This is a genomic window from Kribbella sp. NPDC031520 (assembly GCF_055580825.1).
In genome coordinates this window covers 786746-813326 of the sequence record NZ_JBVIKS010000004.1, presented here as the reverse complement: position 1 = coordinate 813326, position 26581 = coordinate 786746, and the positions used below count along the sequence as shown (strand labels likewise).

At 69.4% G+C, this 26581-nt stretch carries 23 protein-coding genes; 10 read left to right on the top strand and 13 right to left on the bottom strand.

Annotated elements, in window-relative coordinates:
- The 6 genes from ACZ5BU_RS24600 to ACZ5BU_RS24575 form a co-directional block, all read right to left on the bottom strand.
- Nucleotides 1-1536, bottom strand: coding sequence for a CehA/McbA family metallohydrolase (locus ACZ5BU_RS24600; RefSeq protein WP_465702470.1), 1536 nt, complete (start codon nt 1534-1536; stop codon nt 1-3).
- Nucleotides 1537-1654: 118 nt separating this feature from the next.
- Nucleotides 1655-3307 (bottom strand): DUF4091 domain-containing protein, encoded by a 1653-nt coding sequence (locus tag ACZ5BU_RS24595; protein WP_465702468.1) that lies wholly within the window; start codon nt 3305-3307, stop codon nt 1655-1657.
- A gap of 114 nt (nt 3308-3421) precedes the next feature.
- Complete coding sequence (locus ACZ5BU_RS24590; protein WP_465702466.1) at nt 3422-3610, bottom strand: hypothetical protein; 189 nt, start codon at nt 3608-3610, stop codon at nt 3422-3424.
- An 18-nt stretch (nt 3611-3628) separates the two neighbouring features.
- On the bottom strand, nt 3629-4357 hold the full coding sequence (locus tag ACZ5BU_RS24585; protein WP_465702464.1) for a polysaccharide deacetylase family protein: 729 nt from the start codon (nt 4355-4357) through the stop codon (nt 3629-3631).
- Nucleotides 4357-5193, bottom strand: coding sequence for a glycosyltransferase family 2 protein (locus ACZ5BU_RS24580; protein WP_465702462.1), 837 nt, complete (start codon nt 5191-5193; stop codon nt 4357-4359). The genes ACZ5BU_RS24585 and ACZ5BU_RS24580 overlap by 1 nt, the downstream gene beginning before the upstream one ends.
- A gap of 80 nt (nt 5194-5273) precedes the next feature.
- Entirely contained in the window at nt 5274-6260 is a 987-nt protein-coding gene (locus tag ACZ5BU_RS24575) for a hypothetical protein (protein WP_465702460.1), read from the bottom strand.
- An 86-nt stretch (nt 6261-6346) separates the two neighbouring features.
- Here ACZ5BU_RS24575 and ACZ5BU_RS24570 point away from each other — a divergent pair, with 86 nt between their 5' ends.
- From ACZ5BU_RS24570 to ACZ5BU_RS24560, 3 genes are read left to right on the top strand one after another with little or no spacing between them, the layout of a single operon-like run.
- The gene (locus ACZ5BU_RS24570) at nt 6347-6685 is read left to right on the top strand and encodes a DUF190 domain-containing protein (RefSeq protein ID WP_465702458.1); all 339 of its coding nucleotides are present in this window, start codon (nt 6347-6349) and stop codon (nt 6683-6685) included.
- A 46-nt stretch (nt 6686-6731) separates the two neighbouring features.
- On the top strand, nt 6732-8729 hold the full coding sequence (ligA, locus tag ACZ5BU_RS24565; protein WP_465702456.1) for an NAD-dependent DNA ligase LigA: 1998 nt from the start codon (nt 6732-6734) through the stop codon (nt 8727-8729).
- 55 nt (nt 8730-8784) lie between these two features.
- Nucleotides 8785-10389, top strand: a complete 1605-nt coding sequence (locus ACZ5BU_RS24560) for a DHA2 family efflux MFS transporter permease subunit (RefSeq protein ID WP_465702454.1) — start codon at nt 8785-8787, stop codon at nt 10387-10389.
- Here ACZ5BU_RS24560 and ACZ5BU_RS24555 read toward each other — a convergent pair.
- Complete coding sequence (locus ACZ5BU_RS24555) at nt 10386-10940, bottom strand: GNAT family N-acetyltransferase (protein ID WP_465702452.1); 555 nt, start codon at nt 10938-10940, stop codon at nt 10386-10388. The genes ACZ5BU_RS24560 and ACZ5BU_RS24555 overlap by 4 nt on opposite strands.
- On the bottom strand, nt 10937-11296 hold the full coding sequence (locus ACZ5BU_RS24550) for a hypothetical protein (protein WP_465702450.1): 360 nt from the start codon (nt 11294-11296) through the stop codon (nt 10937-10939). Before ACZ5BU_RS24550 ends, ACZ5BU_RS24555 begins: the two co-directional genes overlap by 4 nt.
- 81 nt (nt 11297-11377) lie before the next feature.
- On the opposite strand from ACZ5BU_RS24550, the gene ACZ5BU_RS24545 reads away from it, so the two are divergent.
- The 3 genes from ACZ5BU_RS24545 (at nt 11378) to ACZ5BU_RS24535 (ending at nt 16283) form a co-directional block, all read left to right on the top strand.
- Nucleotides 11378-12286, top strand: a complete 909-nt coding sequence (locus tag ACZ5BU_RS24545; protein ID WP_465702448.1) for an LLM class flavin-dependent oxidoreductase — start codon at nt 11378-11380, stop codon at nt 12284-12286.
- A 159-nt stretch (nt 12287-12445) separates the two neighbouring features.
- Complete coding sequence (locus ACZ5BU_RS24540; RefSeq protein WP_465702447.1) at nt 12446-14707, top strand: N,N-dimethylformamidase beta subunit family domain-containing protein; 2262 nt, start codon at nt 12446-12448, stop codon at nt 14705-14707.
- Between the two features lie 10 nt (nt 14708-14717).
- Complete coding sequence (locus tag ACZ5BU_RS24535) at nt 14718-16283, top strand: DUF4139 domain-containing protein (protein WP_465702445.1); 1566 nt, start codon at nt 14718-14720, stop codon at nt 16281-16283.
- Here ACZ5BU_RS24535 and ACZ5BU_RS24530 read toward each other — a convergent pair whose 3' ends face one another.
- A complete protein-coding gene (locus ACZ5BU_RS24530) occupies nt 16284-17432 on the bottom strand; it encodes a PucR family transcriptional regulator (RefSeq protein WP_465702443.1) in 1149 nt (382 codons plus the stop codon). It lies immediately after the preceding gene.
- Between the two features lie 132 nt (nt 17433-17564).
- On the opposite strand from ACZ5BU_RS24530, the gene ACZ5BU_RS24525 reads away from it, so the two are divergent.
- The 4 genes from ACZ5BU_RS24525 to ACZ5BU_RS24510 are packed head-to-tail and all read left to right on the top strand — an operon-like array spanning nt 17565 to nt 22708.
- Nucleotides 17565-19058, top strand: a complete 1494-nt coding sequence (locus tag ACZ5BU_RS24525; RefSeq protein ID WP_465702441.1) for a long-chain-fatty-acid--CoA ligase — start codon at nt 17565-17567, stop codon at nt 19056-19058.
- Entirely contained in the window at nt 19055-20746 is a 1692-nt protein-coding gene (locus ACZ5BU_RS24520) for a PHA/PHB synthase family protein (RefSeq protein ID WP_465702439.1), read from the top strand. The genes ACZ5BU_RS24525 and ACZ5BU_RS24520 overlap by 4 nt, the downstream gene beginning before the upstream one ends.
- Before the next feature lie 10 nt (nt 20747-20756).
- Nucleotides 20757-21539, top strand: coding sequence for an alpha/beta fold hydrolase (locus ACZ5BU_RS24515; protein ID WP_465702680.1), 783 nt, complete (start codon nt 20757-20759; stop codon nt 21537-21539).
- Nucleotides 21536-22708, top strand: a complete 1173-nt coding sequence (locus tag ACZ5BU_RS24510; RefSeq protein WP_465702437.1) for an acyl-CoA dehydrogenase family protein — start codon at nt 21536-21538, stop codon at nt 22706-22708. Before ACZ5BU_RS24515 ends, ACZ5BU_RS24510 begins: the two co-directional genes overlap by 4 nt.
- Here ACZ5BU_RS24510 and ACZ5BU_RS24505 read toward each other — a convergent pair.
- The 4 genes from ACZ5BU_RS24505 to ACZ5BU_RS24490 are packed head-to-tail and all read right to left on the bottom strand — an operon-like array spanning nt 22705 to nt 26580.
- Complete coding sequence (locus tag ACZ5BU_RS24505) at nt 22705-22992, bottom strand: hypothetical protein (RefSeq protein ID WP_465702436.1); 288 nt, start codon at nt 22990-22992, stop codon at nt 22705-22707. The two genes, ACZ5BU_RS24510 and ACZ5BU_RS24505, sit on opposite strands and share 4 nt — an antisense overlap.
- Nucleotides 22989-24476: a hydrogenase large subunit gene (locus tag ACZ5BU_RS24500; RefSeq protein ID WP_465702435.1), complete on the bottom strand. Its 1488-nt coding sequence runs from the start codon at nt 24474-24476 to the stop codon at nt 22989-22991. The genes ACZ5BU_RS24505 and ACZ5BU_RS24500 overlap by 4 nt, the downstream gene beginning before the upstream one ends.
- Nucleotides 24473-25936, bottom strand: a complete 1464-nt coding sequence (locus ACZ5BU_RS24495; RefSeq protein ID WP_465702434.1) for a proton-conducting transporter transmembrane domain-containing protein — start codon at nt 25934-25936, stop codon at nt 24473-24475. Before ACZ5BU_RS24495 ends, ACZ5BU_RS24500 begins: the two co-directional genes overlap by 4 nt.
- Nucleotides 25936-26580: a hypothetical protein gene (locus tag ACZ5BU_RS24490; protein WP_465702432.1), complete on the bottom strand. Its 645-nt coding sequence runs from the start codon at nt 26578-26580 to the stop codon at nt 25936-25938. The genes ACZ5BU_RS24495 and ACZ5BU_RS24490 overlap by 1 nt, the downstream gene beginning before the upstream one ends.
- Between the last annotated feature and the right edge of the window lies 1 nt (nt 26581).

The following is a 26581-nucleotide window of genomic DNA, read 5'->3' as shown; positions in this document are numbered from 1 at the left end:
TCAGGCGCGACCCAGGAAGATCGGGTTGGTCAGCGCGGCCATCGGGCCGAACGTCAGACCCGGATCCATCGAGGTGTGCCCGGCGCTCCCGTCCGCGAGCGGGTGCCGAACCTCGGCCCGTACGAACGCCGCCGCCTGCGGAGTCGTCAGCCAGGTCACCGTTCCGGCTCCACTCGCGTCGAGGCTGCTCTGCAACATCTGACCCTCGTCGGTCAGGATCCGCACGGTGCCGTTCGGTACGCCGCTGACCCGTACGCTGACCGTCACCTGTTCGGTGGACCCCGCGATCAGCCGCTCACCGATGCCGGCCTTCCGCCCGAGCGCCGACATCGCCGTGAACTCGAGGTCGACGTGTGCCGACTCGGCGATCCAGCTCCTGCCGGCCCGGATGCCGGCCAGCACCGCGTCCCGGCTGAGGTCGTCGGCGAGGACCACGTTGTGCGGCAGCCCGATCACGTTGCCCGGGTTGTGCGCGTCGCTGTTACCCATCGCGGGCAGCCACGGCTTCTTCTCCCGTACGGCGGCAGTCAACAGGTTCGCCCAGGTCGACACCGCGGCGTCGTCGTCCCAGCCCCACGGGCCGGTCCACACCTCGGTGGCGTCGAGTCCCTCGAACCCGAACTTCCACTCGCTGCCGATCCACGGGCAGTACAGGTGCGCCGACACGCACAGCTCGCCGGCCCGGTGGACCTGCTTCTGGATCCGGTCGAACACCCCGTCGCGGGCCCGGAACCGCCAGTCGATCCACTCGCCGGGCTTGGTGCCGAGCGCGAGCCAGTGGCCGTTGCGCGTCGTCACCTCCTCACCGGTGACGATCAGCAGGTCGTCGCCGGCCAGCGGACCCCACGCTCCGTGCGACGCGCTCGTGTTGTGGTCGGTCGACACCATGAAGTCCAGGCCGGCCGCGCGGGCACCGGCGGCGACGTCGGCGGGCTGGTTGCGCCCGTCGGAGTACACGGTGTGCAGGTGGCAGTCGCCGCGGTACCAGTCCCGTCCGCGGCCCTTCGCCTTGGCCGGCGGGTACGACGGTACGTAGCGCGGACCGGGATCGCCGTACGTCAGCGTGACCTCGACGTGGTAGTCCAGCCCCTGCGGCGCGACCTGGTACGGACCGAGGACGACGTGCCACGTACCGGGCATCACGTCGCCGGGCAGGTACCCGGGCGTCGCCTCGGTACGGCTGATGCTGAACGACGTACGGAAGCCACCCGACCAGCCGCGGAACCCGGAGCCGTCGAAGTCGAAGCCGCGCGCGTCGAAGACCCCGATGTCGCAGGAGTTGCCCGGCGTACCGGACGGGACCGCGGGTTTGGAGTAGCTGTAGGAGACCGAGATCTGCTGCACACCCCGGGGAATGTTGACCGGCAGGTACACGAAGTCCGTCGGCCCTGGCGCGATGTGCCCCTCCACCACCTGCGTGGAGGAACCGCTCGCGGCCGCGGCGAAGCTGATCGGCGACAGCGCGACGATCGTCCCGGCGCCGGCCGCGGTCAGCAGGCCCCGCCGGGTGATGGCATTCATGGCAACGTCAGTCATAGGTAAAAAACAAACACCCGTCGGCGTACGGAAGGCAACACCGACATGACCGCAGACCGAACCCGCACCGAGAACGCGCTCCGTACCCTCTCAGCCGGTACGGAGCGCGTCCGCGGCACTACGGATTGTCGGTCGACAACGCCGCGACCATCCGCGCCCGGGACGTGTAGTAGTGCGCCGGGTCGAGCACCGGACGGTCGAACCGCAGGGTCCGGTCCGGGTCGACGAGGTCCAGCGCGGCCTCGTTGCCCAGGGCAACACGTACGGCCTGCAGCGCACGGTGGTCCCACATCGCCTGGGCGAAGACCCGGTGCCGGATGGACGGCCACGGCGTACCGTCCGGACCCGGGTAGACGGCGAACGAGTCCCCGGACGGGAACGCGCCGCCGGCCGACGTGTCCGCGAACGGGTCGATCCGGCGCAGGGCGTGCCAGGTGTACCAGAAGTTGAAGCCCCAGTGCAGGAAGCCGTCGACGCCGGACGCGAACAACTGATGCCCGATCGCCCGGTTCCGCGCCGACGGCATCCCGACGAAGCGGTTGGCGACGTCGCGGTCCTGGCTGACGCAGTAGTACACGAACAGGCGCTCCGGACGCTGCGCGAGGAACGGCTCGACGTGATCGGTCGCGACGATCGGCACCGGTACGGCGCCCGACGTGTAGAACGAGTGCTCGCTCAGCGCGTCGACAACCGTCCAGCCCTTCAGCAGGTCCGAGACGACCGCCTTCGCGGCCAGGTAGCTCGCCAGACCGTCCTCCCCGGACGGCTCGTCGGAGATGTGGAAGACGACGTACTCGCGGTCCCACTCCTCGTCGAGTACGGCCTGCAGCGCCGGCAGCAGCGCTTCCATCAACGTCCGGTACCGCGGGTCGGTCGCCTCGACGTCCCACCCGAAGGCACGCCCGCCGTCGACGACAATGCCCGGCGTCGCCCGCGCGCCCCACTGGGTGAACAGATGCGCGACCTCGACCCCGCGGATCCCCGTACGGCGGCATACGTCGAGCCAACGACGCAGCCGATCGAAGCCGAACTCGTACCCGTGCCCCGACTTTGTGATGTCGATCAGCTGCACGACGGTCCGGTACGTCCCGACCGCGGTGTCCAGCGGCGGCGTCCAGACCGGGGCGAGCAGCGACGTCGCACCCATCTCGACCGCGGACGCCATGAACCGCTCGACGAGCGTCCAGTGCTCCTCGCTGAACACCTCGACGCCGTAGTGGTCCGCGAGCGCGTCGAGATGCATCCAGTGACTCGACACGATGTCCAGGGGCGGCAACTCGATCCCGGTGAGCTCGACGCTCACCGACACCCGGTGCAGCTCGGAGCCGTCCGGCGCATCCATCACGATCGTGAGCTCGTGTACGCCTGCCCGCGCCGGATCCGTCGTGATCACGTCGAACCACAACGCACTCCAGCTCCCGAACCGCACCCGCGCCTCGCCGTCCGGCACCGGGCGCAGGACGTCCGGATACAGCCCCGGTTCGTCGAACTCGTACCCGTCGTCGTGCCCCGGCAGAGCGACGAACGTACAGGGTACGAGGTCGACACTCGACACCGCGACCAGGTCGGCCGCCTCGCCCTCGACCCGAACGCTCAACGGCGAAGGATCCCGGAACCCCGGATCGAGCGGCGGCCGATACGCCAACTGGAACGACGCCGGCTCCCCCAGGAACGCCTGGAACCTGGTCTCACCGGCGACCGGCCGCGGTTCCCGCACCGGATGAACCTTCACGAGCGCATCGCACAGCACGAACTCCCACGTCGCGGTCAAGCAGACCACTCCTCCAGGCCTAGGGGTGCGTAATCCTGGCCTCAATCATGCAGATACGCGCAGCAATGCACAACGACGCGACTTACCAGCCGAGATCCTCGAGCAGCGCTGCCATCAGAGTTCGCCGCCGAGGGCGTTGGCGAGGCCTTCCCGGGTGATGCCGAGCCGCATCAGGAGTCCTGCGTCGGCGTCGCTCTCGGGATCGATCCGGTCGGGCAAGCTGCCGGCCACCGACTCGGCGACGTCCGGTCCGTACGCGCGCCGAATGATCGCGAGTATCTCCGCCTTCGTGTGCACAGCCATGTCAGCCCCTCCTCGAGGTCATGCCGTCGTGTGACTGTAGGCCGGTACGCCGAGGAGTTGGTCGGCGGTGGTGAAGGTGTAGTTCTTCGCGCGGAGGCCCTCGACGACGAGCTTGACCGATTCGACGGTGGCGGCTCGAGGGCCGCCTTTGCCGTCACGGCCGTCGTGGAAGATGAGGATGGAGCCCGGGCGGGTGATGCGGACGGCGAGTTTGGCGATGCGCTCGGGGCTCGGTTGAGCCACCTCGAGCGGGTGACAGAACTCGCCGGAGACCAGTTGGAGGTCGTGTTCGCGGACGAGGCTGTGCAGTGCGGGAATTCGCAGCAGCCAGGGCGGGCGGTAGAGGGCAGGCCTGATACCGACGCCCTCGAACGCGGCCAGCCCTCGTTTCAGCTCGTCGGCGACCCGGTCGCGGCGGAGGGACTGGGTGAAGTCGTGCGTGTACCCGTGCAGCCCGATCACATGGCCCGTGTCCGCCAGCCGCTTCGTCACCTCCGGATAGTGCTCTACCGCTCGGCCCACCTGGAAGAACGTCGCCCGGATGCCCTCGGCGTCGAGGTAGTCGGCGAGCTCCGACGTGTACGGCTCGTTCGGCCCGTCGTCGAAGGTCAGCGCTACCACCCGCTCGCCGGTCCGCCCGCGGTACGGGAACCGCCCGAAGGCCTGCGAGTACGGCGACATCATCAGCCAGTACGCCGCTCCGGCGCCGGCCGCCGTACCGGCCAGAAGTTTCGTTGCCCTGCGCATCAACTGTCCATCAGCCGGTCGGTCAGAACGGTGGCGCCCGCGGCAACGATCAGCCAGGCGATCGCGAGGAGCCGGGCCCGGTACCGCCGCGCCGGCGGCCAGGCCTTGTCGGCCCGGAAGCACGGGGCCGTGCCGATGACAGTGCGCCCGGCCATCCGGTTCAGCATGACGGCGAGTGCGTAGTAGTACAAGAACGACACGACCACGTTGTACGTCAGCCCCTGCGCGAGCCGGCGCGCCGACGTCGACGTCGGGTTGTCGCGGTCGAAGACGACCTTGCCGCGGGACCGCAACTGACGGAGCAGTCCGAGTTCGTCGGCGCCCTGCGTACCGGTCACGTCGTACCCGGTCCAGGCGTCCTTGCGGAAGGCGATGTTCGTCGCGGTCACGTACCCGACCCGGCCGGTCAACTGGTACGTCAGGTACACGAACTCGAACAGCACCCGGACGTAGACCTTGCCCCACCACGGGCCTTCCGGGTACCGGCACGGACCCGCGACCGCGACCCGCCCCGGCGTCTGGCGGAACGTCCGGTCGATCCCCGCGAGCCACCCGGTGCCGAACACGGTGTCGGCGTCGGTCGACACCACGATCTCGCCACGCGCCGCGAGCGTGCCACGGTTCCGGGCCGCGCACACGCCGGGCATCGCCTCCGGTACGACGGTCGCGCCGTGCAGGCGGGCGATCTCAGCGGTCCGGTCGGTGCAGTTGTTGTCGACCACGATCACCTCGTAGCCGCCGGTGAAATCCTGCCGGGACAGCGACTCCAGGCACTCCCCGATCAACCGTTCCTCGTTGTACGCGGGGATCACCACACTGAACCTGGGCCCACCCATGCTGTCTGCCTCTTCCCGTGCGCGCTGAGCAGGACGATGGTCATCCTCGCGAGCAAGCACTGAGAGAACGCTGAGAGCCATCAGTATGTCTTGTAGTAGATCAGTTCGCCGGATTCACCGACCGCCGCGCCTTCGCTCGGGATGAACAGCGTGACAACGAAGGCCTGTTGTCCATTGGGCGCCTTCAAGCTGGTGATGGTCGGGTTCGCGAACGCCGTACTCCCGCCGTCGGTGGTGATCGCGGTCCGGTCCGCGTTGCCGGTCTGGTAGTCGTACAGGAAGGTCCGCCAGGAACCGAAGTCGCCCTTGGTGTACTGCCCCTCGATCAGGCCGAACTTGTAGCCCTGGAAGGTGGTGTCGTCGCGGTCGCCGATGTTGCCGTTGACACCCCAGTAGAGCAGCGCGTTGTCGAAGTTCGGCTGGGCGGAGGTGGACCACGAGTTGAAGTTCGTGAGCGTGCCGCGCTGCTGGCGGTCGCGGTCGCAGTTCCACCAGTAGTGGCCGCCGATGTCGATCGTCGAATGGTCGATGTCGGGCGACAGGGTGACGCTGTAGATGTTCGGCGTCCCCTCGGCGCAGGACGAGAGCGTGCGCGGTGCGTCGTACGAGCGACTGACCTTGCCAGCCAGGAGGTCCGTGCGGCCGGCGAAGTACCGGAAGGCGAGGTGATTGTTGCCGCCGCCGGGTTGTTCCTGCTCCCAGGCGAGCACGAAGCCGCCGTTCGAGGCCTGGATGATCGTCGGTTGCGAAGCCGGCCCGGTGTTGCTGCCCGCGAGCTCCCGCACCCAGTGCCAGTTGAGCAGGTCGCTCGACGTCGCCAGGTTCACCCGGAAGTGCCCGTCGGAGGCCAGGTGGTGCGAGACCGCGAGGTATCCACCGGTCGTGTCCTGGATGATCTTGACCGTGTCCATCACGTGACCGGCGTCGTCCTTCACGGCGTACCGCTTGCCGGTGGCACCAACCACGTTCTCGACGATCCCCCGCAGTTGTGCGCGGGCCGGATCGGACGCGGCGGACGTCGTCGCCGCGGCCGGCGCCGTCACCCCCGCCAGTACGGCAGTCGTCACCAAAACAACACGAAGAACTTTGAGCATGGGCGGCTTCCCTCGTGGTGGACTTGTGCGATCACGATAGCGACCTGGAGGTCGAGACGATGAGGCTCACCGGGACCGCGGTCCGGCTCACGATCATGGTCGGCGAGACGGACCGCTGGCATCACAAGCCGCTGTACACCGAGATCGTCCATCGTGCGCACCAGGCGGGGCTGGCCGGCGCGACGGTACTGCGGGGCGTCGAGGGGTACGGCGCCTCGAACCTGATCCACACCAGCCGCCTGCTCAGCCTGTCCGACGACCTGCCGATGGTGATCCTGATCGTCGACACCCACGAGCGCGTCGACGCCTTCCTCCCCCAACTGGACGAGCTCGTCCACGAAGGCCTGGTCATCCTCGACGACTGCGAAGTCATCCGGTACGTCGGCCGCGAACGTTAGCCGGTGGTTGCCACCCGCAACCGCGCCTTCCGGGTAGGGTCTCGCCGTGGACGTTGGGGAGCGGATTCAGCAGCTGGCGGAGCGGATCGTCGTACTGCGGGACGCGTACTACCGGGGTGAGCCGGTCGTGGCGGACGCGGAGTACGACGTGGTGGAGGACGAGCTGCGGGGGCTGATCGCGAGCCACCCGGAGCTGACACCGGAGCCGAACCCGCTGGATCAGGTCGGCGCGCCGACGGTGCTGCACGCGCCGGTACGGCACTCGCGGCCGATGCTGTCGCTGGAGAAGGCGACCAAACCGGAGCAGGTCGAGGCGTTCTTCGCGCGGTTCCCGGGGCAGTCGGTGGTGGTGATGCCGAAGCTCGACGGGCTCTCGCTCGCCCTCGTGTACGAGAACGGTCAGCTCGCCCGCGCGATCACCCGCGGCGACGGGACGACCGGTGACGACGTCACGCCGCTCGTCCGCGCGCTCGCCGACGGCGTCCCGGACCGGCTCGGCGTACCGGACCGGATCGAGGTCCGCGGCGAGGCCGTCATGTTGCGGTCGACGTTCGCGGCCTACAACGCCGCCCACCCGGACAAGCCGCTGATCAACCCGCGGAACGCGGCGGCCGGCACGCTCCGGGCGAAGGATCCGGCGACGGTCGCCGAGCGGCGGCTGCAGTTCCTCGCGTTCGACCTGCTGACCGAGCGCGAGAGCACCGAGACCGACCTCGAACGTGCCCTGCAGACGATGGGTTTCACCGCGGCCGACATGCGGCACTGCGCCGGCGCCGCCGAAGCGCAGGAAGCGATCTCCGCGATCGAGCAGCAGCGCAACGAGCTCGACTACGACCTCGACGGCGCCGTACTGCGGCTCGCCGACCGGGACGCGTTCGCCGCGGCGGGGACGCGGTCCAGCTCGCCCCGCGGCGCGCTGGCGTACAAGTTCGCCGCCGAGGAGAAGACCACCGTGCTCGCCGACGTGGTCTGGGACGTCGGCAAGATCGGCAAGGTCGCGCCGGTCGCCTGGCTCGAGCCGGTGTTCGTCGGCGGTACGACGGTCACCCGGGCCACCCTCGCGAACCAGGAGGTGATCCGCGCCCGGGACATCAAGATCGGCGACACCGTCCTGGTCCGCCGGGCCGGTGACGTGATCCCGTTCGTGGCCGGCGTACTCGACGCGTCGAAGCGCACCGGCGCGGAACGCGACATCGTGCCGCCGACGGTCTGCCCGTCGTGCGAGCAGCCGCTGATCGAGCAGGGCAACAGCCGCGAGCTGTACTGCACGAACGTGTCCTGCCCGGCCCAGACGGTCCGGCGCCTGATCCACTGGGCCTCCCGCGCGGCCGCGGACATCGACGCGATCGGCGGCGTCTGGATCGAGCGGCTCGCCGAGGCGGGCATCCTGGAGAACCCGTCGGACTTCTACCAGCTGACGGCCGAACGGCTGCTCGAGTTCGACCGGATCGGCGAGATCTCGGCGGCCCGGATGATCGAGTCGATCGACACCAGCCGCCAGGTCGGTCTGCGCCGCGCGCTGATCGGTCTCGCGATCCCGATGGCCTCTGAAGGTACGGCGGCCCGCCTGTGCCGGGCCGGATTCGGCTCGCTGGAGGAGGTCGCCGACGCCGGCGAGGACGGCCTCGTCGCGGTCGAGGACATCGGGCCGAAGGTCGCCGCGTCGCTGACCGAGCACCTCACCCGGCTGCGCCCCGAACTCGAACGGCTACGCGCCGCGGGCGTTTCGCTCGACGTTCGTGAGGAGGACCTGCCTCCGGTCGTCGCCGCGGGCGCTCCGCTGGCGGGCAAGACAGTCGTGGTCACCGGCGCGATCAGCGATCCACGCTCCGGCGAGAAGGTCGCCCGGCCCGCCTTCCAGCGCCTGTGCGAGCGCGCCGGTGCGACGATCGCGTCGTCGGTGTCGGCGAGTACGGACCTGCTGATCACGGGTGCCGACGTCGGTGCGTCCAAGCTCGCGAAGGCGGAGAAGCTCGGCGTCACGGTCGTCGACCAGTCGGAGATTTGGCAAGAACTTCAGCAGGCGGATCTCCTCCCCCGCTGAAACAGGGGCGTAGGCTCGGCTCCAACGGAGAAGCGTGCCCGAGGGGGGACCGATCGTGAGCCAGTCCGCGACCCAGCCCGACAGTCCGCAGTATCCCGACAACATCGACGCGGCCGTACTGAAGATCGCCGGCGTGGTGGTGCTCGGGGCAATCATGTCGATCCTCGACATCACCGTCGTCAACGTCGCATTGCCGACGTTCCAGGACGAGTTCGGTACGCCGCAGAGCCCGGTGCCGTACTCGACCGTCGCCTGGACCGTCACGGCGTACACGCTGGCGCTGGCGACCGTGATCCCGCTGACCGGATGGGCGGCGGACCGGTTCGGCACCAAGCGTTTGTACATGACGGCGATCTTCCTGTTCACCGCCGGATCGGCGCTCTGCGCGACCGCCACCAGCATCAACATGCTGATCAGCTTCCGGGTGCTGCAGGGCCTCGGCGGCGGCATGCTGATGCCGCTCGGGATGACGATCATGACCCGCGCCGCCGGTCCGCACCGGATGGGCCGGCTGATGGCGATCCTCGGCGTACCGATGCTGCTCGGCCCGATCCTGGGCCCGATCCTCGGCGGCTGGCTGATCCAGGTGGCGAGCTGGCACTGGATCTTCCTGATCAACGTGCCGCTCGGCGCGATCGCGCTGGTCTACGCCTGGTTCGCGCTCGAGCGGGACCATCCGCACCGGTCGGAGTCGTTCGACTTCCTCGGCGTGCTGCTGATGTCGCCCGGTCTCGCGCTGTTCCTGTTCGGCGTCTCCTCGCTGCCGGCCAAGGGCGGTGACTTCGGCGCACCGCGGGTGTGGGTGTCGATGCTGATCGGCGTGATCCTGATGGGTGCGTTCGTACTGCACTCGTTCCGGCCGGAGCATCCGCTGCTCGACCTGCGGCTGTTCCGGGACCGCAACCTGACCGTCTCGATCGTCACGATGTTCCTGTTCGCGGCGGCGTTCTTCGGCGGCCTGCTGCTGGTCCCGACGTACTTCCAGCAGATCCGCGGCGAGTCCACGCTGCACGCCGGCCTGCTGGTCGCGCCGCAGGGCCTCGGCGCGATGGTGACGATGCCGATCGCCGGCCGGCTGGTCGACAAGATCCCGGTCGGCCGGATCGTGCCGTTCGGGATCGCCGGGATCGTGATCGGCATGTTCGGCCTCACCCAGATCACCTCGACGACCCCGTACGGCGTGATCATCGCGATGCTGGTGGTGATGGGGTTCGGGATGGGCGGGACGATGATGCCGCTGTTCACGACGGCGCTGCGGACGCTGTCCGGCGTTCAGGTCGCCCGCGGTTCGACGCTGCTGAACATCAGTCAGCAGATCGCGTCGTCGTGCGGGGTCGCGACGATGTCGGTGATCCTGACCAACCACCTGAACAACTCGCCGGTCATCCCCGGCACGCAGAACATCCCCGGCCTGAGCGGCGGGCTCCGCGAGACCTATGCCGCGATCCTGACCAACACCCGCCCGCAGAACGTCGCCCAACTGCACCTCGACCCGGCCGCGGTCGGACGCGGTCTGGTCGACGCGGCGTCGTCGTTCGCGCACACCTACTGGGTCGCGTGGTCGCTCGTGCTGCTGACGCTGATCCCGGCCCTGCTGCTCCCGCGCAAACGGGCGGTGGCGCCGGTCGCTAACCAGGCCGACGAGGCGGTCGTCGACTAGACAGTCAACGTCACGACCCAGCGGTGGGGTGAGATCTGCCGCGTTCGAGTGAACCCGTGGCGCTCGAACGCGGCCATCGGTCCGGTGTGCAGGAACGAGCCGGACACCTTGCGGTCGTCGGTCTCCTCCGGGTAGCCCTCGACGACCCCGCCGCCGTTCCGCGCGATCTCCGCGAGCGCCCCGCCCAGCGCGGCGTCGGCGACCCCGCGCCCGCGCAGGCCCTTGCCGGTGAAGAAGCATGTGATCCGCCAGTCGGGCAGCGCGACGAGCTCCTTGTCGTACAGCCGCCGGCTCTTGATCAGCGGGACCTCGTCGGGCGTACCGAACTGGCACCACCCGAGGCAGCGGTCGCCGTCGAAGACCAGCGCGTTGTGTGTCGTGCCGGCACGGACGCGTTCCTCCTTGTCGGCGCGGTTCTGTGCCGCCGGCCGGTCCTTGCCGAGCTTCACGTGGAAGCCCATGCACCAGCAGCCGCCCCACACCCCGTTGTTCGCCTCGACCAGCTCGGCGAACGCGGCCCAGGTCTCCTCGGTCAGCATTCGCACCCTCATGAGTTGTCCGCCCCATGCTCTCGGTCACGATGGGCCTTGGAATCCGGCGAAGGCCTCCGCGGGGCCCGACGGGTCGGGGTTGTTCTGCCCGAGCGGGTGAAGGTCGCGATCAGGAAGCGGCCGCCTTTGATGCTGGCGAGCAGGAGCGCGCACCAGGCAAGCCAGATCGCGATGATCAGGACGGTGGCGAGGGTCGTGCCGCCGGACGGCTGGGAGGTGGCGACGTCGGTCTGGGTGGACGGTGGGACGCGGGCGTGCATGGCCCAGGCGCGGGCGGTGCCACCGACAGCGACGGCGGTGACGAGCAGGACGAACGTCGTCAGCAGGGCGACGATCAACCGCTCGAGGGTCTTCATGTCTCCAGTATGAGGATGCCCACCGACAGTATTCCCCCGCGGGAATTGTTGGCCGTATGGCCCGCGGCGACGATCTCCGGTATGAATCTGAACGCGAAGGTCGGCGTCCTGCTGCCGACCGTACAAGCACAGCTGAGCCCCACCGACGACCCCAAGCAGATCGCGCGGATCGCGGTGGAGGCGGAGCAGCTCGGCTACGACTCCGTCTGGGCCAACGACTCGATCCTCACGCCACGAGTCGAAGCACTGACGATCCTCACCGCGGCCGCGGCGCTGACCGAGCGAGTGACCATCGGTACGGCGACGTTGATACCGGTGACACGCCGCCCGGTCAACGCGGCGCACAGTCTCGCGTCCCTCGACCTCCTGTCCGAGGGGCGGCTCGTGGTCGGTGTCGGCGCGGGCTTCCCCGGGCGCTTCGGCGTACCGCTGCACCAATGGTCGGACGTGCCCTGGGAGCGGCGGTTTACGCGCCTCGACGAGACGGTCGCACTCTGGCGGCAACTGTGGACGGCGGACGGACCCGTTACGTTCCACGGCAGCGTCCTGCGGCTGGACGACGTACCGCCGACGATCCGTCCGTACACGAAAGGCGGCCCGCCGATCTGGCTCGGTGGAGCGACACCCACGGCGCTGGAGCGGGTCAGCCGGCTGTACGACGGCTGGCTCCCGTACCCGCCGAGCGCCGACGACTACGCAACCGGCCTGGAGGCCATCCGAAAGCCGGTGACACCGGCGTTGTTCGTGTCCGTCGCGATCACCGACACCGTCGAGGAAGGCGAGGAGCGGCTCGGCCGGTACGCCCGTGCGAACTACGGCATGGACCTGGACGACCTCCGGCGCGTCCAGGCCGTCGTCGCCGGACCGCGCTCGTACGTGACCGAGTACCTGCAGAGGTACGTCGACGCGGGCGCCCGCCACCTCGTCTGCAGGCTGGCGATCAGCGGACTCGACGACTACCGGGAACAGTTGAAACTTGTTGCAGCGTAGGGAATTCCTGCGCTTTCCGCAGCCGTGCCGACACACTCAGTTTCGGTCTGGACCGTTTTGGTCTCGGATCGGCAACGAAACCACCACAGGCGCTTTTTGTTCCTTACCCTTCCGGCCAGGGGGAAGTCGTCACCATCTGTAGTTCCTGGGGGGGAACAAATGTTCCGCAAGCTGCTTGTGGCAGCCCTTGCTCTGGTCGTGGCCGCGGTCGCGTTCGTGTTCGTCGATCGGGCCGCCGACGCGGCCGCAGCGAGCGTCTCGATCACCGCGACCCAAGCCACCACCGGGACCACCACGCTGACCTACCGCGCGACCGTCGTGAAGGCCGGCACGATCCGCGAGGTCACGATGGCGATCCCGGCCGGTACGACCGGCCGCGTCACGTCGATCAACGGCACCGTCAGCTCGGTGACCCGGACCGTGCTGCGCTGGCGCCCGGCGCGGGTCACCAACGTCGCGGTCGGCGCCCGGCTGGCGATCCCGTTGTACGGCCTCAAGCTGCCCGCCGGCGGCCCGTGGACTCTGGGCTTCAAGGCGATCGGTACGGCGAACCAGGTGATCACCTCCGGCGCGGGCGTCCTGCAGCCGATCCGTACGTACACGCCGCAGGTCGCGGTGGTCACGTCCAACCCGATCCCCGGGCAGACGACGAATCTCGTCTACCAGGCCACGATCACCCGCGCCGGCACGCTGGCCGCCGTACGCATGCAGCTCCCAACCGACGCGACCGGTACGTACACGACCGTCAACGGCACGCTCGCGGTCAGTGACGGGTTCGCGACCTGGAAGCCGAAGGCGCCGCTCAACGTCGCGGCCGGCGCCCGGCTCGGGATCCCGGTGAACGGCGTGCAGCTGTCCCGGTTCGGCGGCACCATGAGCCTGAACGTGTCGGCGACCACGTCCACCGGGACCGTACTGACCTCCGGCTCCACCACCGTCACCTACATCGCGCCGCCCGCCGACATGCCCGTCCTGGAGGAGGACGCGATCGCCGGAGCGGCAGCCAACTGCCCGAAGACCTGGCCGACCACGACCGTCGAGAACGCCAAGACCGGCACCGGCGACTGGGTGATCGCGACGGCCGCGAACCCGGACCTGGCCGCCTACCTGACCGAGGTCTCGGCCGCCTGCGGCGACACCGTCGATCTCAAGGTCACCTCCGGCAACAACGTCAGCGTCGTCGCCTACCGGATGGGGTACTACGGCGGCCTCGGCGCCCGGGAGGTCTGGCGTGCCGATGGCGTACCGACCGTGGTGCAGCCGAAGCCGACCACGGGCGGTACGACGGCGGACGGCAAGCCGCTGAACATGACGACGGCGGAGAACTGGTCCAAGACGCTGACGATCCCGATCGACAAGGACTGGGTCCCCGGGACGTACCTGATCAAGGTGGTCGACGGTACGTCGGCGACATACGCGCCGTTGACCGTTCGCGACGACACCGGCACCAAGCACGCCCTGCTCATCCAGCAGGCGACCGCGACCTGGCAGGCGTACAACAGCTACGGCGGCGTCAGCTTCTACACCAGCCTGTCCGCGGGCTCGGGCCGGCTGACGTTCGACCGTCCGTACAACGAGGGCCAGGGCTCGGGGCAGTACCTCACGCTCGAGCAGGGCCTGGTCTTCTGGGCCGAGTCGAAGGGCCTGGACGTCACGTACTGGACCGACAACGACCTCGACCAGTACGGCGGCCAGGTGAAGGACCGCGCCGGTACGTTGTTCCTGCCCGGCCACGACGAGTACTACTCGCTGCGGATGCGGGCCGCGATCAGCCAGGCGATCGCGCGCGGCGTGAACGTCGCCAACCTCGGCGCGAACACCGCGTACCGCCTGATCACCTTCACCGACGAGTCACGGCGTTCGTGGGACATCGACCGGTACACCGACGGCTACAACTCCACGACCTGGCGGTACCAGGGCGATGCGTACGCGTCGCAGCCGCTGCTCGGTGCGGACTACATCTGTGCGGTCAACGCCGGCGACCTGACCACGACGAGCGGCTGGTTCTTCAACGGTGTTCCGACCGGCACCAAGCTGACGGGCTTCATCGCCGGTGAGGTCGACGACGTCTGGCCGCTGCTCTACAAGCAGCCCGGGCAGACCACGGTGGCCACCGGGAGCGCGATCTGCCATACGAACGGCCGGGTCGCGCCGATGGAGACGACCGTCTACACGGCTCCGTCCGGTGCGCGCGTACTGAACGGATCCACGTTCGCGTACGGCTGCTTCCTGGTCGCCCAGTGCCCGTCCAACTGGAACGTGACCGTGGACCCTGCCGAACAGCAGGCCGTCGCGACGATCGTCGGCAACATCACCGAGTGGGTGTCGCGCGGCGCCATCGACGTACCGTCCGACACGACCGCCGCGAAGGTGCGGGTCGCGGTACCGAAGTACAAGCTCGAGACCGCTACGCAGGGCTAACCTCGACGGCATGAGCGAACTCGTGGTGGATGCGCCCATTGTCGCGGTGTCCGTGTACCCGGATCGGGCGCGGGTCACCCGGCGTGGGCGGATCACCGTACCCGCCGGGGACCGGACCGTGTACGTCGAGCCGCTGTCGATGCTGCTCGAGGACGACAGCGTGCGGGTGTCCGGGCGTGGTCCGGCGACGGTGCTCGGGGTGGACGTCCTGACGCGGCATCACCCGCAGGCGCCGGACGTTTCGGTGGCCGAGCTGGAGCGCCGGCGGGGCGAGGCGCAGGACGCGGTCGCCGCGGTCGCCGACGCGGACGACGTACAGGCGCAGCTGGAGACGTTCCTCGGGCAGTTGGCGAAGCGGGCCGGTGGGAGTTTCGCGAAGGCGCTCGCGTCGGGTGAGCCCGATGCGGAGCTGGGCGGGTTCACCGAGTCGCTCGCCGGGCGGTTGTCCGCCGTACGCGCGACCCGCCGGGAGCTCGTGGCGCAGCGCCGGGACGCGGATCAGCGGCTCGCGGCTGTCGAGCGTCAGCTCGCGAAGCGCCGGGACCAGAAGGCGCCGGATCGGCGTTCGGCGGCCGTTGCGTTGGAGCTGCAGTCCGAGGCGGAGGTGGAGATCGAGCTTTCGTACGTCGTTCCGCTCGCGGGCTGGACCAGCTCGTACGACGTCCGGCTCACCGGAGATCGGCTGGTGCTGAACTGGTACGGGCTGATCACCCAGCACACCGGCGAGGACTGGCCGGAGTGTGAGCTGACGTTGTCGACCGCCCGTCCGACGGTGACCGCGGAGGTCCCGGAGCTGGACCCGTGGTTCCTCGACCGCGCCCGCCCGCCGATGCCGCACGCACCGGGTGCGGTGCCGCTGGCCCGAGGTCGTGAGTCTGCACGGATGGACTCGATGGCGTTCGTCGAACAGGCACAGCAGGCCGCATTCGCAGACCTCGCCGCGACGGTCGAGCAGGGGGTGACGGCGGCGACGTACACCCCGCCGCGGCCGGTTGCCGTACCGGCCGACGGCGCGACCCACCGCGCGACGATCGCTGCCGTCGACCTCGACGCCGAGCTCGACTACGTCACCGCACCCGTCCGCTCCACCGACGTCCACCTGCGGGCAACCGTCGTCAACTCCTCCGAGCACACGCTCCCGGCCGGAAAGGCCGCGGTCTTCCACGACGCGGACTTCGTCGGCTCGGCCGCGCTCCCGCTGTGGGCGCCGGGTGAGGACGTCGAACTGGCGCTCGGTCTCGACGACCGCATCCGCGTCGAACGCAAGCTGGTACGCCGCGAAGCGACCAAGGCCACGCTCGGATCGACCCGCCGCCGCCAGGTCGAGTACGAGACCAAGATCGAGAACCACACGCCACGCCAGGCCCGCATCACGGTCCTCGACCAGCTTCCGGTCGCCCGCGACCACGAGATCACGGTCAAGCCCGTGACCGCGGACCCGGAGCCGGCCGAGACGACGGATCTCGGCGTCCTCACCTGGAAGCTCGACCTCGCCCCCGGCGCCGAGTCGACGATCAAGCTCGGCTTCCGTGTCGACACCGGCAAGACCGTCGACCTGACCGGCTGGCGCGAGTGATCACGACCTGGTCCTCGACGCCTCCAGAGCGAGCAGGAGTTCGGCGATCGCGCGCCGATCGGTGAGCGAGCGGCCGGTGCGTTCCTCGATCCGGTGCAGGCGGTGCCGGACGGTGTTCGGGTGGCAGTACAGGAATTCGCCGGTCTCGGTCGCCGAGCCGTTGTGCGTGGACCACGCGGCCAGGGTGTCGAGCAGTACTTCGCGGTCGTCGGGCGCGAGGTCGTCGAGGCCGCCGAGCACCGTGCGGACGAAGTACTGCATCACGTCCGGCGCGGCCGCGGCCACCATCGTCAGCGGTGCCTCGTCGAACAACGTGACGGCCTTCGACCCGGCCAGCGCCACGCGGGCGAACCGTACGGCCTGACCGGTCCCGTCGAGTTCGTCGTAGGGCGGGCTGACCCCGACCTTGCCGGTCGCGGTCTTGTCCAAGAACTCCACGAGGACGCCGAGCCGCCCGGACGGTACGGCGACGACGCCGATCTGCAGCTCGGGCAGCAACCGCCACGCCGACGCGAGCCCGACCGACCGCAACCGCTCCTCCGCGGCAGGGAGCGCTTGCCGCCCGACCTCGGGTACGACGGCCACCACGACCACGAACGGGCCCTTGTACGGCAGCCGCAGCAGCTCGGCCGCTTCCCAGACCGTCCCGCCGCCGGGCATCCGGCCTTCGAGCAGCGCCTCGACGAGCGCGGACCGCTCCTGATCCTGCGCGAGCAGCCGCCGCGACTGCACATCGCGGTACGCATCCGTCATCGCGTCGGTGTACGACGACTGCACCTGCCAGAGCCGGCTCGACGCCTCCACCACGGCCTGATCATTGAGCCCGGCCGACGCCGCCTCCTCGAGCACCGCGTCCCACAGGTACCGCGTGCCGACCCGGTACGCCGCCATCACGTCTGCCAGCGGCACACCCTGCTCGGCGCGCAACCGGCCCGTCTCCCGCGCCGACACCGGATCCGAACTGGCGCCGCCCAACGACTCGAGCATGTAACGGAAGTTCGCCGCGCACGACGCCCGCAGCGCCTCGTGCGGCACCAGGCCGCCGGTCCGGTAGAACTCGATCTCGGCCTCGATCCGGGACGCCATCGCCTCGCTCAGCTCGTCCGCACGCGCATTCATCCGGTCCACCAGCCCGCCGAGTGCACTCATCCTCGGAGCATAAGAGGGTCTTGTTCGTGTGCACACCCGCGGCGCCGTGACGTTGGCCGCCCCCCCATCGCTTCGAGGCGCCGCCGGCCGGATCTTGGGAAGGACAGCAAGCCGACCACCCCGGAGCACGCGATGACCAACCTCAGCCTGAACCTGTCCGAGTCCGCGGCGATGTACCCGGACCACCCCGCGATCCGCCTGGACGACGACGTCCTGAGCTATACGGCCCTCGACGAGGCGGCCTCCCGGGTCGCGACCCTGCTCCAGGAGTACGGCGTCCGGCCCGGCGACCGGGTCGGGCTGATGCTGCCGAACATCCCCGAGTTCGCGATGGTCTTCTACGGGGTCCTCCGGGCGGGCGGGGTCGCCGTACCGATGAACCCGATGCTGAAGCGGCGCGAGGTCGAGTACTACCTCGGAGACTCCGGTGCGAAGCTGGTGTTCGCCTGGCACGAGGTCGCCGGCGAGGCCGAGGACGCGGGCGCCCAGCTGATCAAGGTCGCGCCGAACGACTTCCGCGCGCTGGTCGCCGAACGCCGCCCGCTGGCGAACCCGGTCAGTCGTGACGGCCTCGACACCGCTGTCATCCTCTACACCTCCGGCACCACCGGCCGCCCCAAGGGCGCCGAGCTGACCCACGCGGGCCTGAACACGAACCAGGCCGTCACCGCCCGAACGCTGATCCTGGTCGGCCCGGACGACGTGGTGATGGGCTGCCTGCCGCTGTTCCACGTCTTCGGCCTGACCTGCGGCCTGAACGCCGCGATCGCCAACGGCGCGACCCTCACGCTGATCCCGCGCTTCTCCCCCACCAAGGCCCTGGACGTCATTCAGCGCGACAAGGTGACGGTCTTCGAAGGCGTCCCGACGATGTACGCCGCGATGCTCGGCGTCCCCGACCGGCAGCAGTACGACGTGAGCACGCTGCGCACGTGTGTCTCGGGTGGAGCCGCGCTGCCGGTCGAGGTGCTGCGCGGGTTCGAGGAGGCGTTCGGCTGCATCATCCTGGAGGGCTACGGCCTGTCCGAGAGTTCGCCGGTTGCTTCGTTCAACCACCCGGACGCGGTCCGCAAGCCCGGGTCGATCGGTACGCCGATCGAGGGCGTCCGGATGCGAGTCGTCGACGAGAGCCGCCGGCCGGTGCAGCCTGGTGACATCGGCGAGATCCAGATCGGCGGCCACAACGTGATGAAGTCCTACTGGAACAAGCCCGAGGAGACCGCGGCGACGATCGACGCCGACGGCTGGCTGAGCACTGGCGACCTGGCCCGCCAGGACGAGGACGGGTACTACTTCATCGTCGACCGGAAGAAGGACCTGCTGATCCGCGGCGGTTACAACGTCTACCCGCGCGAGGTCGAGGAGGTGCTGTACGAGCACCCGGCGGTCGCCGAGGCCGCGGTCGTCGGGATCCCGCACGCGTCCCTCGGCGACGAGATCGGTGCGGCCGTGGCATTGAAGGACGGTGCGACGGCCACGCCCGAGGAGCTGCGCGACTTCGTCAAGAGCCGGATCGCGGCGTACAAGTACCCGCGCGCGGTGTGGATCGTCGACGAGCTGCCGAAGGGTCCGACCGGCAAGATCCAGCGCCGCGACATCGCCGTACCCGAAGGAACACTGCAATGAGCACGGCGGCGCCAACTGCGGCCGACGACCTGGCTGCCCCGCTGGACCTCCTGCTCACGAGCGCGGCGATCGGACCGCTGCGACGGTTCGCACCGAACACGGCCTGGGCGCGGATGGCCGGCGGCCTCGCCGCCCGGCCCCGCACCGTCGGCCACCGCGCCGCGAACCTGGCCGGCGAGCTCGGCCGGATCGCGATCGGGCACTCCGACCGGACCCCGTCCCGCCGGGACCGTCGCTTCACCGACCCCGCCTGGACGCAGAACCCGGTCCTGCGCCGGATCGTCCAGGCATACCTGGCCGCGGCCGAGACCGCCGAGGCGCTGCCCGCGGACGCCGAGCTGGACTGGCGCGACAAGCAACGGATGACGTTCGTGGTCGACAACCTCGTCGAAGCGCTCGCCCCGAGCAACAATCCGGTACTGAACCCGGTGACCTGGAAGGCGCTGATCGACACCGCCGGCCTGAGTACGGTGGCCTGTGCCCGGAACCTGATCCGCGACCTGTCCACCGCGCCGCGGGTACCGAGCATGGTCGACCCGAACGCGTTCGAGGTCGGCAAGACGGTCGCGGTCACGCCCGGCGCGGTGGTGTTCCGCAACGAGGTGCTGGAGCTGATCCAGTACACCCCGCAGACCGAGAAGGTCCGTACGGTACCGCTGCTGATCGTCCCGCCGGTGATCAACAAGTACTACGTCGTCGACCTCGCACCCGGCCGCAGCATGGTCGAGTACTTCGTCCAGCAGGGTCAGCAGGTGTTCACGATCTCCTGGCGCAACCCGGACGCCCGGCACCGCGACTGGGACTTCGACACGTACGGCGCCGCGATCCTGGAGGCGATGGACGCGGTACGGCGGATCACCCGGACCGACTCGACGCACCTGTTCGCGACCTGCTCCGGCGGGATCCTCGCGTCGATGCTGCTCGGGCACCTCGCGGACCGCGGCGAGCTCGACCGGGTGGCCACGTGCACGCTCGCCGTGTCGGTGCTCGACCAGAGCCGGGCCGGGCTGGCGTCCGCGGCGCTGGACGAGCGGATGGCCGCGGCCGCGATCGCGTCGTCGGCGTCGAAGGGGTTCCTGGACGGTCGCGCGCTGGCCGAGGTGTTCGCGTGGTTGCGGCCGACCGATCTGATCTGGAGCTACTGGGTCAACAACTACCTGCAGGGGCGGCCGCCGGCCGCGTTCGACGTACTGTTCTGGAACGCCGACACGACCCGGATGACTGCCGCGCTGCACCGCGGGTTCGTCGAGCAGGCGATGTCCAACGCGCTGACCCAGCCGGGTACGGCGACGATGCTCGGCTCGCCCGTCGACCTGGCGAAGGTGACCACGCCTTCCTATGTGGTTGCCGGAATCACCGATCATATTTGCCCTTGGCAATCTTGCTACCGCACGACCCAGCTGCTCGGCAGTGACAGCAGGTTCGTGTTGTCGACCGCCGGACATATCGCCTCCATGGTCAACCCTCCGGGGAATCCGAAGGCGACCTACCAGGTCAACGACGGCAATCCGTCCGACCCCGACGAGTGGTTGCGAACGGCAACTACGGAGCAGGGGTCATGGTGGGTGGATTACGTCGGATGGTTGGGTTCGCGGAGCGGGCGGATGAAGCCGGCGCCGAAGAGCCTGGGTGGTGGGGGTTTGGAGCCGCTGGAGGATGCGCCGGGTAGTTATGTACGGGAGACGTGACGTGGAGCTGATGACCGTCGCGGGACGGCAGATCCGGTACGACGTCCGCGCCGGCGATCCACGTCGTACCCCGCTCGTCCTGTGCTGCGGGATCGGTGCCGGGCTCGAAGTACTGCAGCCCGTGGTGGACGAGCTCGACGGCACGGTGATCCGGTTCGACGTACCAGGGGTCGGTGGTTCGCCGACGGCGTTGTTCCCGGACGGGATCCCGCGGCTGGCGTGGATCGTCGACCGGATGCTGGCGGAGCTCGGCTACCGGGAGGTGGACGTACTCGGGTTGTCGTGGGGTGGGGCGCTGGCGCAGCAGTTGGCGTTCCAGCACCGGCGGCTCGTCCGGCGGCTCGTGCTCGTCAGCACCGGTACGGGCGTACTGATGGTGCCGGGGCGGCCGAGCACCCTGTTCAAGATGGTCACGCCCCGCCGCTTCGGCGATCCGTCGTACGCGGCGGGGATGGCCGGCTACCTGTACGGCGGCAGCGCGCGGCGGCACGCGGACGTGATCCGGACCGTGTGCGGCCGGCAGGTGCACGCGGGTTCGCGGCGCGGGTACCTCTACCAGCTGGCCGCGGGGGCGTGCTGGACGAGCCTTCCGTTCCTGCCGCTGATCCGGCAGCCGACACTCGTCCTCACCGGCGACGACGACCCGATCGTCCCGGTCGTCAACGGCCGCATCCTGGCCGCCCTGATCCCGCACGCCGAACTGCACGTCTACCGCGGCGGGCACGTCGAGCTCGTCACCGAGGCGCCCGCGCTGGTGCCTGTCATCACCACGTTCTTGAGGAGTCCGTCATGACCACCGACCCGATCGACTTCTACGGCCTCGAGATGCTGCTCGGCCAGCACGACCGCGAACGCCTGCACGCGGTCCGCGAGTTCGGCGACAAGCAGGTCACGCCGATCATCAACGACTACTGGGCCCGGGCCGCGTTCCCGTTCGAGCTGCTCCCGGCGATGCGCGACCTCGGCATCGTCGGTACGCCATACGAAGGCTACGGCTGCCCCGGCCGGAGCTTCCTCCTGGACGGGCTGATCGCGATGGAGCTCAGTACGGCGGACCCGTCGATCGCGACGTTCTTCGGCGTCCACAGCGGGCTGTCGATGGGGTCGATCTACCTGTGCGGCTCCGAGGAGCAGAAGCAGCGCTGGCTGCCGGCGATGGCGCGGCTGGAGCTGATCGGCGCGTTCGGGCTGACCGAACCCGACGTCGGGTCCGGGGCGTCCCGCGGTCTGCGGACGACGGCGCGGCGCGCCGGCGACACCTGGGTGCTGAACGGGCAGAAGAAGTGGATCGGGAACGCCACGTTCGCGGACCTGACCGTGATCTGGGCCCGTGACGTCGAGGACGACCAGGTGAAGGGGTTCGTGGTCGAGAAGGACACGCCCGGGTTCAGTACGGCGAAGCTCGAGGACAAGATGGCGCTCCGCGTCGTACAGAACGCGCTGATCACGCTGGACGACGTACGGGTACCGGAGGCGAACCGGCTCGCGCGGGCGAACTCGTTCCGCGACACCGCGAAGGTGCTGCTGATGACACGGGCCGGAGTCGCGTGGATGTCGGTCGGATGTGCGCGCGGTGCGTACCGCAACGCGCTGGCGTACGCGCGGGACCGGCAGCAGTTCGGACGGCCGATCGCCGGGTTCCAGCTCGTCCAGGACCTGCTGGTGAAGATGCTCGCGAACACGACCGCCTCGGCGACGCTGTGCGCACGGTTGTCGCAGCTGCAGGACGGCGGGGTCGCGTACGACGAACATGCCTCGCTGGCGAAGGCGTTCTGTACGACCCGGATGCGGGAGACGGTCGGGTACGCGCGCGAACTGCTCGGCGGCAACGGGATCCTGCTCGAACACAACGTCGGCCGGTACGTCGCCGACGCCGAGGCGATCTACTCCTACGAAGGCACCCGGGAGATGAACACGCTGATCGTCGGCCGCTCGATCACCGGGCTGTCGGCGTTCGCCTAGAAGATCCAGAAACCGGTGACGACTGTCGGCAGGATGCCGAAGAGCAGCCAGAACGTGAACGGGCTGCGGCGGTGGATCAGCCGCATGCCGGCGATCGTGAGCAGGCCGATGACACCGGACATCAGCCACAGGCCGATCCCCCGGCCCCGGTCGTGCTTGGCGAAGCCGATGCTGTAGACCGCGAGCGACACCGCCGGGACACTGCCGACGTGGAACAGGATGACCGAGGCGACCCACTTCTGGACCGTCTCGATGTGCATCGGCTTCGGCTGGCGGCGTTTCATAGGTCGTTCCCTGCGTAGGAGAGGTTGAAGCTCTTGTTGGTGAGTGGGAAGTCCGGCACGATCGTGTCCGCCAGCGCCACCGGGAGCGCAGGCCAGTTGAAGAACGACGGGTCGACGATCTTCCAGCGGGACACGGTGCCGTCCGGCGCGAACTCGACCCGGTGGGCGATCGTACCTCGCCAGCCCTCGACCAGCCCGACCCCCGAGCTCCGGCCGGCCGGCAGCCAGGTCGGCTTCGGTGTCTCCGAGATGAGCGGCGGACCGGACTGCAGGAGCCGGCCGATCAGCTCAACCGAGTAGTGGATCTCGTCGAGGCGGGTGAGCAGGCGCGCCAGAACGTCGCCCGTGGTGTGCTGCGGGGCTCGGACACTCGCAGTCAGCGGGCTGTCACGCCGGCCGTCGTGGTCGACGCCGCTGGCGCGGGCGACGTACCCGAGGGTGCCGAGGTCGCGCGCCTGGGCCGGTGAGAGTACCGCGGTGCCGGTCATCCGGTCGCGGACGACGCTGTTCGCGAGCGCGAGGTCGACGACTTCCTGGATGTCGGCGGCGACTGCTGTGAGTACGTCGAGGTCCGGGAGGCTCAGGACGCGCGCGGCGCCGGGTGCGACGGCGCCGCGGAGCAGGCGGTGGCCGGTGGTGTCCTTGTTGATCCTGAGGAGCTGCTCGCGGATCCGCTGCGCGTGCGCGTTCGCGATCCCGTACCCGACGTCGTTGCACAGCGCACCGATGTCGGTGACGTGGTTGTAGATACGCTCCAGCTCGACGAGAACCGCGCGTACTGTCTGCGTCTGCGGCTGAACTGCCCAGTCCCTGGCCTCCTCGACGGCCAGACAGAAGGCCAGTGCGTGCCCCACGGCGGTGTCACCGGAAACGCGTTCGGCCAACGGCAGGACGTCGGCAATCAGCTTGCCCTCGGCAAGCTTCTCGATGCCTTTGTGGACGAACCAGAGGCGCGCCTTGAGCTTGAGGATCGTCTCGCCGACGACGGAGAACCGGAAGTGCCCCGGCTCGATCAGCCCGGCATGAATCGGTCCGACCGGGATCTCGTACACGCCGGCGCCGTCGACGGTCAGGAACGGGTACGGCTCGTCCACGTCCCCGAACGCCGGCGGCTCCCCCGCGTCCCGCCGCAGCGGATGCCAACCCTCCGGCCAGTGCTGATGCAGTACCAGCCTCCGCGGCCGCGGATGTCCCACCACTTCGACGCCGAACAAGTCCCGCAACTCCCGCTCGAACCGCCCCGCCGAGAACGAGACCCCCGCCGAACTGGGCACCACCCCGTCGGTGTTCAACACCAACTCGACCCGCGCGCCAGGCCGCACGAACAGGTAGACGACCCGAACCACGCCGCCGCCGTCGTCGTGCCCGGCGACCAACGCCAGCCGATACCCGTCCCCCAGCAGCCCACTCGCCCGCTTCACCAGCTCTCCCGGCGCGACGGCCACCTGCCGCCGGCCCGGATAGGTCCGCACGTCCGCGTTCATCCCTTCCCCACAATCCGCGCAGCAGCCCCGAGCAACCCCGCGAACGGCCAGTCCAGAACCCCCAACATCCCAACCACCGCAAGCCCCACCACTGCGGGCACGGGCGGCTTCCCGACCGGCACCTTCGCCGCCGCGGGGCGTTCCAGTGGCGCGGTTCCGAGGAGGATGCCTGCTGCTTTGGTGGTGATCGCGACGAACGCCACGAGCAGCAGCACCAGCACCACAGCCATCGCCCAGGTCAGGTGTGCGGTGATGCCCGATCGGATGAGGGCCAGTTCGCTCGGGAACAGAGAGAAGGGTGGGAGGCCCAGGAGTGCGACCAGGCCGGTTGCGAACACGCCCGCGACGACCGGTGTACGGCTGAACAGGCCGCGTACTGCATCGATGACGGTGGTGCCTTCTTGGGTCAGGATCTGGCCGGCGGTGCAGAAGAGGACTGCTTTGGTCAGGCCGTGACCGACGATGTGGAGGAGGACAGCGGCTATCGCCAGCGGTGTGCCGATCGCCAGGCCGATGGTTGCCAGGGCCATGTGTTCGATGCTCGAGTACGCGAGCAGACGTTTGTAGTCGCGTTGGGCCAGCAGCAGTCCGGCGGCCAGGGCGAGCGACAGAAGGGCGACCGTGAGAAGAAGGGCGCGGACGAAGCCGGGGCCGGCGCTCTCGACAGCGATCACGCGGTAGCGGGCGAGGGCGTAGACGGCGACCGGCAGCAGGACGCCGGACATCAGCGCGGAGACCGGCGCCGGCGCCTGGCTGTGGGCGTCGGGGAGCCAGCTGTGCAGAGGGACCAAACCGGCCTTGGTCCCGAAACCGAGCACCAGCAGCCCGAAGGCGAGCCGCATCACCCCGGGATCCAACTGTCCCGCGTGCCCGGCGAGCACCGTCCAGTCCAGCGTGCCGCCAGAAGCGACCTCGGCCTGCTTCGCCGCGTAGTTCACCAGCACGGTCCCGAGATACGCGAGCGCGATCCCCACCGAGCAGATCACCACGTACTTCCAGGTCGCCTCCAACGACCGCCGCGACCGCCGGTGCCCGACCAGGAACGCGGTCACGATCGTCGTCGCCTCGATCGCGGCCCACAGCAGTCCGAGGTTGTTCGCCAGCACCGCGACCACCATCGCCGCCAGGAACAGCGGCACGAGTACGCCGTACCGCCGCGCCCCGGCCGCATCGGTGTGCCCACCGGCCACCTCGTCCTCGACGTACCCGATCCCGTACCACGTCGCGACCACCCCGACCGCACCGATCACGATCAGCATCACGCTCGACAACGCGTCGATCCGAAACCAGTTGCCAGCAGCAACCACACCGCCACCGGCGGTCCAGACGCCGACCGCGAGCACAACCCCCGCCGCGACGACATCCGCGACCGCGACCGACCGCCGCCACCCCCACCACCAGGCCGCGACGGCCGCGAGCACAGGAGCCGCGACCGGCACAGCGAGCAACAACGCGCTCATCAGTCGTGCAACTCCCGCAGCTCGTCGAGATCCGTCCCGCCGTACGTCGCCCGCAGCCTGGCCGTCAGCACCTGCAGCACCAGGACCACCAGCAGTACGTCGAGCGAGACCGCAAGCTCGACCATCCCCGGGACCCCACTCGTGATCAGGAACGCCGTCGCCGCGATCCCGTTGTCCAGCAGCAGGAACCCCACGATCTGCGACAACGCCCGCCGCCGCGTCACCAGTACGAAGAACCCGATCAGCACCATCGCGAACCCGACCGGCACCGCCTGCGTCTGCGCCGTCGGCGACAACCGGACGATCGGCCGGCTGGCGGCGTACGCAAGCAGCGTCAGCAGGGCTGCCGCGACGATCGACGCGGTCACGTTCACCAACGGCTCCGTCTCCCGCGCCTCCCCGCTGTCCCGCAGCACCCGCCGCAGAATCCCCGGCACCAGAACGGCCTTCAACCCGACGACGCCGACTGCGACCACACCGAGCTCGGCGCTTTCCAGCCGTAGGGCGAGCGTCCCGGCCAACCCACCGAGCAGCTTTCCCTGGACCGCGAGCAACCGCACGATCGGGGAGAACTCGCGGCGCCACAACACCAGCACCGACGTCAGCAACAGCCCGCCGCAGATGAGATAGAGCCATTGGGTCATC

What these genes read in the sequence shown, in the direction of transcription:
- ACZ5BU_RS24490 (WP_465702432.1), bottom strand. Translation starts at nt 26,580, where the DNA reads ATGACCCAATGGCTCTATCTCATCTGCGGCGGGCTGTTGCTGACGTCG.
- ACZ5BU_RS24535 (WP_465702445.1), top strand. Translation starts at nt 14,718, where the DNA reads ATGAGCGAACTCGTGGTGGATGCGCCCATTGTCGCGGTGTCCGTGTAC.
- ACZ5BU_RS24520 (WP_465702439.1), top strand. Translation starts at nt 19,055, where the DNA reads ATGAGCACGGCGGCGCCAACTGCGGCCGACGACCTGGCTGCCCCGCTG.
- ACZ5BU_RS24545 (WP_465702448.1), top strand. Translation starts at nt 11,378, where the DNA reads ATGAATCTGAACGCGAAGGTCGGCGTCCTGCTGCCGACCGTACAAGCA.
- ACZ5BU_RS24495 (WP_465702434.1), bottom strand. Translation starts at nt 25,936, where the DNA reads ATGAGCGCGTTGTTGCTCGCTGTGCCGGTCGCGGCTCCTGTGCTCGCG.
- ACZ5BU_RS24515 (WP_465702680.1), top strand. Translation starts at nt 20,757, where the DNA reads ATGACCGTCGCGGGACGGCAGATCCGGTACGACGTCCGCGCCGGCGAT.
- ACZ5BU_RS24530 (WP_465702443.1), bottom strand. Translation starts at nt 17,432, where the DNA reads ATGAGTGCACTCGGCGGGCTGGTGGACCGGATGAATGCGCGTGCGGAC.
- ACZ5BU_RS24555 (WP_465702452.1), bottom strand. Translation starts at nt 10,940, where the DNA reads ATGAGGGTGCGAATGCTGACCGAGGAGACCTGGGCCGCGTTCGCCGAG.
- ACZ5BU_RS24600 (WP_465702470.1), bottom strand. Translation starts at nt 1,536, where the DNA reads ATGACTGACGTTGCCATGAATGCCATCACCCGGCGGGGCCTGCTGACC.
- ACZ5BU_RS24550 (WP_465702450.1), bottom strand. Translation starts at nt 11,296, where the DNA reads ATGAAGACCCTCGAGCGGTTGATCGTCGCCCTGCTGACGACGTTCGTC.
- ACZ5BU_RS24505 (WP_465702436.1), bottom strand. Translation starts at nt 22,992, where the DNA reads ATGAAACGCCGCCAGCCGAAGCCGATGCACATCGAGACGGTCCAGAAG.
- ACZ5BU_RS24580 (WP_465702462.1), bottom strand. Translation starts at nt 5,193, where the DNA reads ATGGGTGGGCCCAGGTTCAGTGTGGTGATCCCCGCGTACAACGAGGAA.
- ACZ5BU_RS24585 (WP_465702464.1), bottom strand. Translation starts at nt 4,357, where the DNA reads ATGCGCAGGGCAACGAAACTTCTGGCCGGTACGGCGGCCGGCGCCGGA.
- ACZ5BU_RS24570 (WP_465702458.1), top strand. Translation starts at nt 6,347, where the DNA reads ATGAGGCTCACCGGGACCGCGGTCCGGCTCACGATCATGGTCGGCGAG.
- ACZ5BU_RS24590 (WP_465702466.1), bottom strand. Translation starts at nt 3,610, where the DNA reads ATGGCTGTGCACACGAAGGCGGAGATACTCGCGATCATTCGGCGCGCG.
- ACZ5BU_RS24525 (WP_465702441.1), top strand. Translation starts at nt 17,565, where the DNA reads ATGACCAACCTCAGCCTGAACCTGTCCGAGTCCGCGGCGATGTACCCG.
- ACZ5BU_RS24510 (WP_465702437.1), top strand. Translation starts at nt 21,536, where the DNA reads ATGACCACCGACCCGATCGACTTCTACGGCCTCGAGATGCTGCTCGGC.
- ACZ5BU_RS24500 (WP_465702435.1), bottom strand. Translation starts at nt 24,476, where the DNA reads ATGAACGCGGACGTGCGGACCTATCCGGGCCGGCGGCAGGTGGCCGTC.
- ACZ5BU_RS24540 (WP_465702447.1), top strand. Translation starts at nt 12,446, where the DNA reads ATGTTCCGCAAGCTGCTTGTGGCAGCCCTTGCTCTGGTCGTGGCCGCG.